The organism is Streptomyces sp. NBC_01381 (assembly GCF_026340305.1).
GTDB lineage: Bacteria > Actinomycetota > Actinomycetes > Streptomycetales > Streptomycetaceae > Streptomyces.
Genome location: NZ_JAPEPI010000002.1, coordinates 1,968,895 through 1,980,882, shown reverse-complemented (window position 1 = coordinate 1,980,882; position 11,988 = coordinate 1,968,895). Strand labels below are relative to the sequence as shown.

At 71.9% G+C, this 11,988-nt stretch carries 8 protein-coding genes; 1 reads left to right on the top strand and 7 read right to left on the bottom strand.

Annotated elements, in window-relative coordinates; translation table 11 throughout:
• From OG453_RS30315 to OG453_RS30300, 4 genes are all read right to left on the bottom strand, one after another.
• Positions 1 to 2,091, bottom strand: coding sequence for a bifunctional polysaccharide deacetylase/glycosyltransferase family 2 protein (locus tag OG453_RS30315; protein WP_266871748.1), 2,091 nt, complete (start codon positions 2,089 to 2,091; stop codon positions 1 to 3).
• Positions 2,088 to 2,381, bottom strand: a complete 294-nt coding sequence (locus OG453_RS30310; RefSeq protein ID WP_266871747.1) for a hypothetical protein — start codon at positions 2,379 to 2,381, stop codon at positions 2,088 to 2,090. Before OG453_RS30310 ends, OG453_RS30315 begins: the two co-directional genes overlap by 4 nt.
• Before the next feature lie 420 nt (positions 2,382 to 2,801).
• Positions 2,802 to 4,157, bottom strand: coding sequence for an MFS transporter (locus tag OG453_RS30305; RefSeq protein ID WP_266871746.1), 1,356 nt, complete (start codon positions 4,155 to 4,157; stop codon positions 2,802 to 2,804).
• Positions 4,154 to 5,329 carry an aminotransferase class V-fold PLP-dependent enzyme gene (locus OG453_RS30300; protein ID WP_266871745.1) on the bottom strand — a complete coding sequence of 392 codons (1,176 nt, stop codon included), beginning with the start codon at positions 5,327 to 5,329 and terminating at the stop codon, positions 4,154 to 4,156. The genes OG453_RS30305 and OG453_RS30300 overlap by 4 nt, the downstream gene beginning before the upstream one ends.
• A gap of 85 nt (positions 5,330 to 5,414) precedes the next feature.
• Between OG453_RS30300 and OG453_RS30295 the strand changes: the two genes are divergently transcribed.
• A complete protein-coding gene (locus OG453_RS30295) occupies positions 5,415 to 6,836 on the top strand; it encodes a PLP-dependent aminotransferase family protein (RefSeq protein WP_266871743.1) in 1,422 nt (473 codons plus the stop codon).
• 17 nt (positions 6,837 to 6,853) lie between these two features.
• Here the strand turns inward: OG453_RS30295 and OG453_RS30290 are convergent, their stop codons facing one another.
• Genes OG453_RS30290 through OG453_RS30280 form a run of 3 tightly spaced genes read right to left on the bottom strand, consistent with a single transcriptional unit; the run spans position 6,854 to position 11,972 of the window.
• Positions 6,854 to 7,858 carry a methyltransferase gene (locus OG453_RS30290; protein WP_266871742.1) on the bottom strand — a complete coding sequence of 335 codons (1,005 nt, stop codon included), beginning with the start codon at positions 7,856 to 7,858 and terminating at the stop codon, positions 6,854 to 6,856.
• Positions 7,855 to 8,745, bottom strand: coding sequence for an alpha/beta fold hydrolase (locus tag OG453_RS30285; protein ID WP_266871741.1), 891 nt, complete (start codon positions 8,743 to 8,745; stop codon positions 7,855 to 7,857). Before OG453_RS30285 ends, OG453_RS30290 begins: the two co-directional genes overlap by 4 nt.
• Positions 8,742 to 11,972 (bottom strand): amino acid adenylation domain-containing protein, encoded by a 3,231-nt coding sequence (locus tag OG453_RS30280; RefSeq protein WP_266871740.1) that lies wholly within the window; start codon positions 11,970 to 11,972, stop codon positions 8,742 to 8,744. Before OG453_RS30280 ends, OG453_RS30285 begins: the two co-directional genes overlap by 4 nt.
• Positions 11,973 to 11,988 lie beyond the last annotated feature (16 nt).

Sequence of the window (11,988 nt, the reverse complement as noted above, 5' to 3'; positions counted from 1 at the left end):
TCAACTCCCTTGCAGGCTCCGCCGCTCCTCTTCGGGCGGCGCTTCCAGCAGATACGGATCGGCGGTTCCGGCGCGCTTCATGCTGTGCCACTTCAGTCGGGTGCCGAGCAGCGCCGTGGTCACGGAGTGGATGACCACCAGGTACATCAACTGCCGGTAGACGAACTGCTGGAGCGGAAGCACCCACAGCACGCGCAGCCGTTCGCGGTCGAGCCGCAGCGCGTACGCGGCGGTGACCAACTGGATGGACAGGAAGCCGAACCAGACGAGCGCGGCCTCCACCGGGTCGCGGAACAACGCCCCGAACAGGGCGAACATGTCGACGACCGGCGCACACAGCGGAAGGGCGATCTGGAACAGCGTGACGTAGAGCAGCACCCGACGGCCGAAGCGTCCTGCCGGGCCGACCTCCCTCACCGCGTGACGGTGCTTCCACATCGACTGGAGGGTGCCGTAGCACCAGCGGTAGCGCTGGCGCCACAACTGCCGTACGGTGCCGGGCACTTCGGTCCAGGCGACCGCCGACTCCTCGTACACGACGCGCCATCCTGCCCGCCAGAGCGCCATCGTGAGGTCGGTGTCCTCGGCCAGGGTCTCGTCGCTGACGCCGCCGACACCCATCAGCGCGTCCCTGCGGAAGGCGCCGATCGCCCCCGGCACCGTCGGCATGCACTCCAGGACCTCGAACATCCGCCGGTCCAGGTTGAATCCCAGTACGTACTCCAGGTGCTGCCATTTGCCCATCAGGCGGCGCCTGTTGCCGACCTTGGTGTTGCCGCTGACCGCGCCGACCGCCGGGTGGGCGAGCGGCTGGACGAGGCGGGCCAGGGCCTCGGGTTCGAAGATGGTGTCCGCGTCGACCATGACGACGATGTCGTGCCGGGCGTGCGCGAGGCCGGTGTTGAGGGCGCTCGGCTTGCCGCCGTTGGGCTGCCGGATCACCGTCACCCGCGGGTCGTCGATCTCCTCGGCGATGTCGGCGGTGGCGTCGGTCGAGCCGTCGTCGATCACGATGATCTGCAGGTGCGGGTGGGTGGAGGCGAGCAGCGAGTACACGGTGGATGCGATGCCCGCCTCTTCGTTGTACGCGGGCACCAGGACCGTCACCGGGTCGCGCACCTCGCGAAGGCGTGGTGCGCCGGGCCGGTACCGGTGCAGCCTGCGTACGTGAATCCGGGCGAACACCGCGAACAGGAGCATCCGCAGCACGCCGAGCACGCCCGTGAGGGTCAGCGTCCACACCATCACGGTGAGGAAGGCGTGCCCGAGCCGCTGCGACCAGATCAGGCCGTCGCCCTTGATCTCGTCGGCGACCGGGACCTCCTTGACGAAGGAGGGACGGCCGAGGCCGCCGCTGACGGTGGTGAACCACTTCACGCCGCGGTTCTGCAGGAGTTCCTCGGCCTCGCGGTAGCCGAGGTCGGTCTGGCTGTGCTGCGACACGAGCCCCCGCCACGGCTTGCGGTCCTTGTAGTCCGACGCGACCACCAGATACCCCTGTTCCGCCGCGCGCTTCGCGGCCGGCCACTGCGGGCCGCAGAGCGTGTCCGCCGCTGTGGTGTGCGGCAGCCTCAGCAGGGTGGTGTTGACGCCTGCCGCGCCCGCGAGAGCGTTCTGGGTGAGCGACAGTTCGAGCCGCGCGCGCAGCGGCGACGCGAGGCCGAGGTCGCCGCCGCTGTAGGTGTACGAGCCGATCTCGTGGCCCTCGTACAGAATCCGCCGCATCAGCTCCGGGTGCCGGGCGGCGTCTTTCCCGTACACGAAGAAGGTCGCCCGCGCGTGGTGTCTGCGCAGCAGGTCGAGGAGGCGCGGCGTCCACACCGGGTCGGGGCCGCCGTCGAAGGTGAGCGCGACGGTCCGCGGCGGCATGGCCGCGGTGGTGACGCCGTTCGGGCCGAACCGCAGGATCGGTTTGCCGTCGTCGGCCTCGCGCGGGATCGGCCGGGTGCACAGCGGCTTGGTACGCGCCGCGTCGACCTGGTGGGTCGTCCAGCCCTCGAAGAGGAGGGTGACGGCGACCACCAGGAGGACAAGGAGGAGGACGAGCCAGTGTCCGCGCGGCGGGCGGCGGACAGCGGAACGCCGGATCACTGCCCGAGGCCTCCGGCCGGCGGGGCGGATCTGCCGTGCGGCGCCTCACCGGTGTCCGGGCCGGAGGCCGCCGGTCCGTTCGTGCTCGGCGGCTGGGTGCCGACGGGCTGCCAGAGGCCGCTGATCAGCGTGCCGACGAGCAGCAGATACCCGAGGCAGGCGCAGACCACGGCAAGTGCCAGGCCTTGCAGCGTCCGTTTGCGCCAGCCCGACTGGTCGATGAAGACGGGGAGTTGGGGTGTGGCGGCGGCCTGGGTACGCCGCTCCACCGGGGGCACAAGAGGCGTCACTGCCTCCCGCTGCTCCCCGCGGGCATGGGGAACGGACGACCATCGCCCGTCGTGGGGTGTGCTGGCTATGTGGGGGGTGCCCTGCACTGGTGCTCCTGATCTGCGGCCGCGCACGCGCGGCTCTTTGTCTGTGGGGGGTGCGGACCCGGAGGTCCGCCGTGCTGCCCGTGAGACGTCAGGAGCCGCATCCCGGATCCTGCGCGCACGGAGCGTTCCCGTACGCGCGCATGCCATGAGCCCTTCCCGGGTGGGGCCGGGAAGGCCACGTACGCATGGGCCCTCACAAGGGCCGGGAGGCCGGGGCGCGGCCGTCAGCCATCACGCGGCCCCCGACCCTACTAGGGCGGGCGGAATCGGGCATCCCCGGACCCGAACGGTCGGTGACGGACGCCCGGGTGACACCGCGCCAGGCCGTGCGCTTCAGCCGTCGGTTGGCCCGTCCGCTGCCGCCACGGCGGGTTCCTCCGGCGCCGACGGCAGGGCGCGAAGACGGCTCACCGGGGACAGGACGAGCGCGATCAGTACGGCGGCCGAGCCGATCGCCGCCACGGTCAAGGCGCCCCGGGCGCCGATCCGGCCGGACAGCAGGCCCGCGAACAGGCCGCCGAGCGCGCCGCCGCCGAACAGCAGGGTGCGGAAGACCGCCGTCATCCGGCCCATCATCGACTGGGGGGTGCTTGCCTGGCGCAGGCTGACGATGATGACGCCGGCGACGCCGAGTCCGAGATAGGTGATGAAGAAGGAGAGGACGAACATCACCACCATCACCGGCCGGGGTCCTGTGGCCAGGACGATCAGCGTCGGTCCTATGAGGAGGGCCGACTGGGCGACGAGGTAGACGAGGCCGAGCCGGAAGCGGCGGATGACCTTGCGGGAGACCGCCGCTCCGATCAGTCCGCCCACGGAGGCGGTGGCGAAGATGGAGCCGAGGGTCGTCGAGTCCAGGTGCAGGTCGCGTGTTCCGTACAGCAGGAACATCGTCCATACGGTGATCATGGAGAAGTTGCAGCAGAACCCGATCAGGGCCAGCGACCGCAGGACCGGATTCTTCAGGACCAGGCGCAGGCCGTCCCGGAGTTCGGTGGGCAAGTGCCGTCGCGCGGCGGGCGGTTGGGGGCGGGGCTCGGGTGTGCGGATCAGCAGCAGCGAGATCAGGGACACCAGATAGGAGAAGGCGTCGACGATCAGCGCCACGGGCGCGGTGAGGGCACCGACCAGGACACCCGCGAGCCCTGGCCCCGCCACGTCGGCCGCCGATGAGCTCATGCCCATCTTGGCACCGGCCTCGACATAGTGCTTGGGGTCGCGTACGAGCGTGGGTACGTACGACATCCAGCTCACGTCGAAGAGCACCGATGCGACGCCGACGGCACAGGCGATCACCAGGAGCGAGGCCAGGCTGAGCGCCTCCGTCCAGTACAGGACGGGGACGAGGGCCAGCAGGATCATCCGGACGGCGTTGGCGCCGAGCATGATCCGCCGCCGCCTGGCCCGGTCCACCCACACCCCGAAGACCAGGGCGAGGCCGAGGTACGGGACGAGTTGCAGGAACCGCAGAATGCCGACCTGCTCGTCGGTGGCGTCGAACGCGATGATCGCGGTCAGCGGCAGGGCGAGGTTCGTGACCTGGGTGCCGAGGAGCGAGAGGGTCTCGCCGAGCCAGAATCTGAGGAAGTCGCCGTTGCGCCACAGGCTCCGCGGGGGCGGTTCCTCCGTGCGCGTCTCCGGATGGGGTCTCCCCTGCTCGAACGGAGTTGAGAGCTTGGGGAAGGTCATCGCCGTCCCTGGGCGGCGAGTTCCGCGACCGCGTCCGCGACGTGGTCCACTTCCTCTTCGGTGTTGTAGTAGTGCGGCGACAGGCGCAGGCACCAGTCGACGTCCTTGTCCCCGAAGTCGAACTGGGCGAACTCCCGGTAGCTGATCGCCGAGTTGATGCCGCGGGCGTCCAAGGCCGCCTTGAACGGCTCCGGCTGCCAGCCCGCCACGCCGCAGGTGACGAGCGCGGCGAGCCGCGGGCCGCGGTCGAGCACGCGCACCCCCGGTATCGGTGCGAGCCGGTCGCGGAGCCGGGCGGCGAGTGCGGGGGTTCGCCGCTCGATGGCCTCGATGCCGACCTCGCGGGCATAGCGCGTCGCGGCGGCGCTGCCGAGCACCGTGGCGTACGGGAACTCCCACTCCTCGAAGCGGGCCGCCGTCGCCACGGGCTTGTAGCCGCCCGGCTCGGTCCAGCGGGCGCCGTGCATGTCGATGAACAGCGGCTCGCGACCCGCCCGCAGGACGCGATCGGATACGTACAGGAATCCCGAACCGCGGGGGCCGCGGAGGAACTTGCGGCAGGTGGCGGTGAGGAAGTCGCAGCCGATCTCCTCCACATCGAGGACGTACTGGCCCACCGACTGGCAGGCGTCGACCAGGTAGAGCAGGTCCAACTCCCGGCAGTGGCGGCCGATTTCGGCGACGGGCGATACGAGGCCCGAGTTGGTGGGGACATGGGTGGCGGACACCAGGCGGGGGCGGTGGGTCCGCATCAGCACGGCCATCGCCGCCACGTCGACGCCGCCTTCCGGGGTGTTGGGCGCGTGGACGATGCGTACGCCGAAGCGCTTGCGCAGGGACAGGAAGGCGATCTGATTGGAGACGAAGTCGTCGCGGGTGGTGAGGATGACGTCGTCGGTCTCGAACGGGATCGAGGACAGGGCGTTGGCGTAGGCGTGGGTGGCGCTGCCCGCGAAGGCGATGTTGTCGGGCGTGGTGTTGATGAGGGCGGCGAGCTCCGTGTAGAACTCGCGGACTTCGGCGGCGCGGGCGGCCGACGCCTCGTAGCCGCCCGTCCGGGCTTCGAGGTGCAGATGGCCGACCATGGCGTCGAGGACCGGGGCTGCGAGGAGCCCACAGCCCGCGTTGTTGAAGTGGATGACGTTGCGGCAGCCCGGGGTGTCGGCCCGCAAAGTGGCTACATCCAGCGGGAGTTGACCCTGAGGTGCCTTCTGAAGTGCTTCCCGACCAGGACCAGAAGCGCTACTGTTGTCTCTCATGAATGACAGTAGCACTTCTGTCGAGTTGGCCGACAGGCTCCGTGCGCTGGTCTCCCGGCTCTCGCCCGGCGACCGGCTGCCGAGCAGCCGGGAGCTGACCAAGGAGTACCGGGTCGGCCCGGCGACCGTGGCGCGGGCCATCGCCGCGCTGGCCGCCGAGGGCGTGGTGGTGACCCGTCCGGGCAGCGGGACGTACGCGGCACAGCGCACCCGGCTCCAGAGCGAAGCCACTGCCACCGACACCGACTGGCAGACGGTCGCCCTCACCGACCGCGCCGTCGACACGCATCTGATCGCCGACCCGCTCGGCCCGCCACCGGCCGGGACGATCACACTGGACGGCGGCTATGTGCACCGCTCACTCCAGCCAACTCGGGCCCTGAGCGCGGCACTTGCACGGGCGGCACGCCGTCCGGACGCCTGGGACCGCGCCCCAGCAGGCGGTCTGACGGCGCTGCGCACCGTGTTCGCCCGGATCGTCGGCGGCAGCGTGACGGCGGACGACGTGCTGATCACCGCCGGCGGGCAGAGCGCCCTGTCGATCGCGTTCCGCGCCGTCGCCGGGCCCGGCAGCCCGGTCCTGGTCGAGTCCCCCACCTATCCGCGGGCTCTTGCCGCCGCCCGCGCCGCGGGGCTGCGGCCCGTCCCCGTACCGCTCGACGCCGACGGCCTGCGGCCGGACATGCTGGCCGACGCGTTCGCGATGACCGGCGCACGGCTGCTGTACTGCCAGCCGACGTTCCAGAACCCGACCGGCACGGTGCTCACGCCCGAACGGCGCCGTCAGATCCTCGATGTGGCGCGCGCATCGGGCGCGTTCGTGCTGGAGGACGACTTCGCGCGGCACCTGGGACACGGCGGCGCGGTGCCGCGACCGCTGGTCGCCGACGACCGCGACGGCACGGTCGTGCACGTCACCTCACTCACCAAGCCCGCCGCACCGAGCCTGCGGATCGGAGCCCTTGTGGCCCGCGGGCCGGTCATGGAGCGGATGCGGGCGGTGCGCCTGGTCGACGACTTCTTCGTCACGCGCCCGCTCCAGGAGGCCGCGCTCGAGGTGCTCAGCTCCCCGTCCTGGGACCGGCACGTCCGCTCGCTCGGTACGGCGCTGCGGGAGCGCGGCGCCGTACTGGCCGCCGCGCTCACCGAGGAGCTGCCGGGCGCGACCCTGGCCGGTCTGCCAACGGGCGGACTGCACCTGTGGGTTCGCCTGCCGCCGGGCGTGGACGACACCGTCCTCACCGCCGCCGCCCGGCAGCGCGGCGTCGCGGTGAGCGCCGGTGTCCGCTACTTCGCCGCCGAGCCGCCGGCGGCCCACCTGCGCATCGGGTTCGCCGCGACCGCCGATCACGCCGAGCTGACGGAGGGGGCGCGTCGGCTGGGGGCGGCGCTCGGCGGACTCGCCCCGAAGGCAGGGTGAGGTGGGGCGCCTGATGGTCAGGCCTTCTTGTGGCCGATGACCAGGTGCTTCTCGGCGCTGCTGCGGCGCACCTCGCAGTCGGTGAAGCCCGCGCGTTCCAGGAGGGCGATGAACTCCGCGGCCGTGCGGTGGCGGCCCGCCATCTCGATGTGCATCACCAGGTTCATCGCGGCGGTGGCCAGCGGACCGGTGTGGTCGTCGTCGAAGAGGCGGTCCATGATGAGGACCCTGCCGGGGCCATCCGTCGTGTCGCAGGCGCGGTACGCCTTCTCCAGGAGCCGTACGCAGGTGTCGTCGTCCCAGTCGGAGAGGATGTAGCCGAAGGCGAGGCAGTCGCCCCGCGGGAGTTCGTCGGCGAAGAAGTCGCCCCCGGCGAAGCCGAGCCGGTCGACGACCGGTCGTGCCTCGGCGTCCTCGCCGACCAGGGGTGCGACCGCGGGCATGTCGAAGACCGTGGCGCGCAGGCCTGGTTCGGCGAGCAGCGCCGCCACGGCGAACGGGCCGGTGGCGCCGCCGACGTCCACCAGGTGCGTCGTCCCGGAAAGGCCCGCGAGGGCGGCGAGCTCCTGCGACATGCCGAAGCTGAGGTCCCACATCGCGCGCATGAACGCGCGCAGCGATTCGCTGTCCCGGTACACGTCGTCGAACGGTGATGCCTCGCCGCTCTGCTTGCCATCGGCGAGGTAGGTGTCCAGGCGGGTGAGGCGGCCCTGCGTCTCCACCGTCAGGTGCTCGATGAAACCGCCCAGGTACCGGCTGTTGCGGTGGTCGAGGAACGGCGCGGCCTCGGCGGTCAGGGCGAACTCCCCGTCCTTGGAGCGTTCGACGACACCGAGGGACGTCAGGACCAGGAGCATGCGCTCCAGGGTGTCGGGGTCGGTGGAGAGGCGCTCGGCCAGGCCCGGCACGGTGTCCGGGCCCTGCTCGATGAGGGACGCGAACACACCGTGCTTGAGGGCCGTGTGCAGCACCGGGGTGGAGATGAGTCCGTAGACGGTGTTCTCAAGTGCGCGCGGCATCATCGGGGCTGCTCCTCTGTCGGGGCGGTCGTAGGGGTGAGTGTCGGGGTGGGTGTCGGGGTCGTCGTGGATGGTGGTGCGGCCAGCAGCTCTTCGATCAGGCGGGCCACTTCCGTCGGGTGGGTGACGTGGGAGGCGTGGCCCGCGCCTGCGATCTCGGCGAACCGGCCGTGCGGCAGCAGTTCCGCCAGGCGGCGTGCCACCTCACGGTGGTGCGGCGCGGACCGCGTGCCGGCCGCCACCACGGTGGGCGTCGCGAACGTCAGGGGGTCGAAGCGCGGCACGTCGACGGTGGGGTCCGTCATCTCGGAGATCAGGGCCGCACCGTCCGCGGCGAGGTCGGACGGCTGGGTGCGGGCCAGGTGCAACCGGCTTGCGGGGCCGAGGAGTTCGGTGAGCAGCGCGCGGGCCGCCCGCTCCGGCCCGCCCTCGGCGGCGGCGCCGCGCACGGTCTCCTCCCAGGGGTCCACGGCCGGCCACCACGGCAGCCAGCGCACCGGCGGTTCCACGGCGACGATGCCCGCGACCAGCGACGGTTCCGCCGCCGCGGCGGCCAGCGCCACCAGGGCGCCGTAGCTGTGGCCGAGCACGACCGGTGCGGACAGCTCGGCGAGGATCTCGCGCAGGTCGTCCACGTGCGCCTGGTGGTCGACGCCCGCGCCGCCGAGCGGCCGCGACCGGCCCCAGCCGCGCCGGTCGTATCCGATGACCGTCCGGTCCGGCAGCTCGTCGCTCACCCGGCGGAAGCCGGTGCTGCGGTCCATGGAGCCGTGCACGATCACGACCGGCTGGGCGGTCGCGTCCGTCCCGCCGCGGACCTTGCTGACGGCCGGCCGCGACGCGCGTTTCCCCGCGGCGGCCGCCGCGGCCTGTCTTCCTGTCGACTTCACTGTGTCTCTCGCTCCTCGCCCAGCAGACGTACCAGACCGGCCAGGGTCGGGTCGTCGAGCAGCCGTTGTACGTCGATCACCACGCCGAAGCGGTCCTCGGCGGCCGCCATGAACTCGGCCATGGCCAGCGAATCGCCGCCCGCCGAGAAGAAGTCGGTGTCCAGCTTCACCTGGGCCTGCGGAACGCGCAGGCACGACGAGAAGAGCCGGGCGAGTTCCCAAGTGGCGTGCGTCAACTCCCACTTGGGCGGCGGAGGGCTCCAACTGCTCGGCTGAGGCGTCGGCTCCGGATTCGGCTCCGGTTTGGCGTGATCGGCAACCACCTCGGCTGCCTCCCCCACCTTGCCGTTCGTGGTGAGCGGCAGCCGGTCCAGGACGGTGAACGTCGCCGGGATCATGCCGCCGTGGAGGTGCTCGGCCAGGTAGCCGCGCACCTCCGACTCCCGCCAGGAGTCCGGGCGTTCGGGCACCACGAGGGCGTGCAGCCTGTTGTCGCGTTCGACGGCGTGGCAGGACGCGACGCCGGGTGCCTTCTCCAGGACGCGCTCGACCTCGTCGAGTTCGACGCGCTGTCCGCGGATCTTGACCTGCCGGTCGCGGCGGCCCGCGTACTCCAAGGAGCCGTCCTCCCGCCATGCGCAGATGTCGCCGGTCCGGTACATCAGCCGGCCCGGCCGGTCCGCGAAGGGGTCGGGCACGAACGACGTGGCCATGAGGTCGGGGCGTCCGAGGTAGCGGCCGATGCCCGTGCCCGCGATGTACAGCTCGCCCGGGCAGCCTGCGGGCAGCAGCCGCCGTTCGTCGTCGAGTACGTACACACGCTTGCCGTGCACCGGCCGGCCGATCGGCGGGTCCTCCTCGCCCGCGACGCACTCGTGCCAGGTGGACCAGACGGCCGCCTCGGCGGGCCCGTAGAGGTTGAGCAGGCGCCGGCCCTTCGCCGTCCAGCGCTGGACGAGCTCGCCGGGCAAGCGCTCGCCCGCGAACGCCGCGATCCGCAGATCGGGCAGCGGATCGCGCGGGAGCACCGACCAGACCGATGGCGTCATGATGGCGGCGGTCACGCGCCGTTCGCGCAGCAGCCGAAGCAGCGGCGGTCCCGGTGTCAGGGCGGCGGCGGTGCCCATCACGAGGGTCGCCCCGTTCAGCAGCGCGAGGACGACCTCGGAGACACAGCCGTCGAAGTTCAGCGACAGGAACTGCAGCACCCGGTCCCGCGGCCGCAGCCGGAACACCTTGCGCTGGGCGATGTGCAGATTCGTCAGCGCCTCATGGCTGTTGGCGATCGCCTTCGGCCGTCCGGTGGTGCCGCTGGTGAACACCACGTAGGCGGTGTTCCCCGGCACCACGCCGGTGACCGGCGGGGTGGCGGCACGCTCGCCGGGGTGCAGCCTGACCACGTCGGCCGGCACGCCAAGCGCGTCGAACCGCTCGGCGGTGGCGTCGTCGGCGATGACGAGCCGCGCCGACGTCTGGTCCAGCATGGTCTTCAGGCGCTCGCCGGGGCAGTCGGCGGCGGCCAGCAGGAAGGCGCCACCCGCCTTGGCCACGGCGAGGACGGCCACGATGAGCCGCACGGAGCGTTCCATGCTGATCGCGACGACCGTCTCCGGCTCCACGCCCAGGTCACGCAGCCGGTGCGCGGCCCCGTTGGCCAGCGCGTCGAGCTCCGCGTACGAGTAGGTGACGCCCTCGTCCTCGACCGCCGTACTGTCCGGCGCGAGGCGGGCCCGGTCCTCGAAGAGCAGCTGCCAGCAGACGTCGGCGGCCCGCTCGTCGGCGCCGGTGTCGTTCCACTCGGTGATGATCTGGTGCCGTTCGAGGTCGCTGACCGGCTTCGCCTCCGGCAGCACGTCGGCGGCCTCCTTCGCCTCCAGGAGCACGTCGGCGGCCTCGGACCGCGCGGGGCGGACGGCCACCGCACCGTCCATCACCGAGCCCTCGGACGGGGAGCCGACGACCACCAGGGCCTGGTGCCGGGAGCGGGTGTTGCAGTGCGGCCCCCACTCCACCGGTTCGGGCTCCACCGGGGAGAGCCCGAACTCCTGGTAGCGCTCGATGAATCCGAGGATCGCCCAGCGCGCCAGGCGTTCGGCGAACGGCGCGCCCAGGCAGTAGTGCGGCCCCGAGCCGAACCCGAGGTGGCGGCCCTCGGCGCGCGCGACGTCGAAGGCCGTGGGGTCGGTGAACTTGCGGGGGTCGAGGTTGGCCGCGGCGAGCAGCACGAGGACGCCGTCCCCGGCCTTCAGCCGCGCACCGCCGATCTCGATGTCGCGTACGGCGTGCCGCCCCACGTACTGGCTCGACCCGTCGATCCGCATCACCTCGGACACGGCGGAGTCGACGAGCGAGGGGTCGTCCCGCAACCGCCTTAGCTGCTCCGGGTGTTCGGCGAGCAGCAGGAGCCCGGTGGAGACGAGGTGGGTCAGGGTCTGGTAGCCGCCGGCGACGAGCACCATCGCGTTGGCGGCGACGAGGTCGAGGAGCTCGGCCGGCGGTTCGCCCGACGGACCGGCGTCGAAGTCGGCGCGCAGTCCGGCCGCCAGCGTGGTGACGAGGTCGTCGCCGGGCTCGGCGAGGCGCTCGGCGGCAAGGCGGCGCAGTCCGGCGAGCGCCTTCTCGAGCAGCGGGATGGTCTCCAGGTCGGCCCGGCTCGGGAAGGTGGAGACGCTGCTGAGCAGGCGCTCGTAGGAGTCGGCCCACTCGGTGAGTTCCGCGCCGCGGCCCGCCATGCCGAGCAGATGGGTCATCAGGTGCTCGGGCAGCCGCTCGGCGAAGTCCCGTACCAGATCGATGGTTCCGGCCCCGGGCAGCGTGTCGAGGACCTCGGCGGCGATCGACCGCAGGGCCGGGTCGTGCCGGCGCATGCTGGCCGGCGAGAACTCGCCGCGCAGGGCGTCCCTGATCCTGGTGTGCGCGGGAGGGTCGTTGAAGAGGAACTGCGCGGACAGCATCTCGGCGGTCGGCACGATGCCGCTCATGCCGCGCTCCGCGAGGTCGTCGGGGGCGTGGTGCCGGGCGGACGAGAACGCCCGGTGCTGAGCGAGGATCTCGACCGACTCGGCGTACCCGGAGCAGACCCAGACGCCGCCCACCTCGTCGTAGAAGACGGGCGGGAGCTCGGATATCGCGGCCCAGTAGCGCCGGGGGTCGGCTATGACCTCGGCGCGGCGCAGATTGTGGATGCCGTGCCGCGCACGGTCATAGCCCTTGTCCTTGGGTGTCATTCATCTCCCCTTCCTC

Bases quoted from the DNA above. Each gene is read 5' to 3' on its own strand.
- OG453_RS30305 (WP_266871746.1), bottom strand. From the start codon at position 4,157: ATGACCTTCCCCAAGCTCTCAACTCCGTTCGAGCAGGGGAGACCCCAT.
- OG453_RS30295 (WP_266871743.1), top strand. From the start codon at position 5,415: ATGAATGACAGTAGCACTTCTGTCGAGTTGGCCGACAGGCTCCGTGCG.
- OG453_RS30290 (WP_266871742.1), bottom strand. From the start codon at position 7,858: ATGATGCCGCGCGCACTTGAGAACACCGTCTACGGACTCATCTCCACC.
- OG453_RS30280 (WP_266871740.1), bottom strand. From the start codon at position 11,972: ATGACACCCAAGGACAAGGGCTATGACCGTGCGCGGCACGGCATCCAC.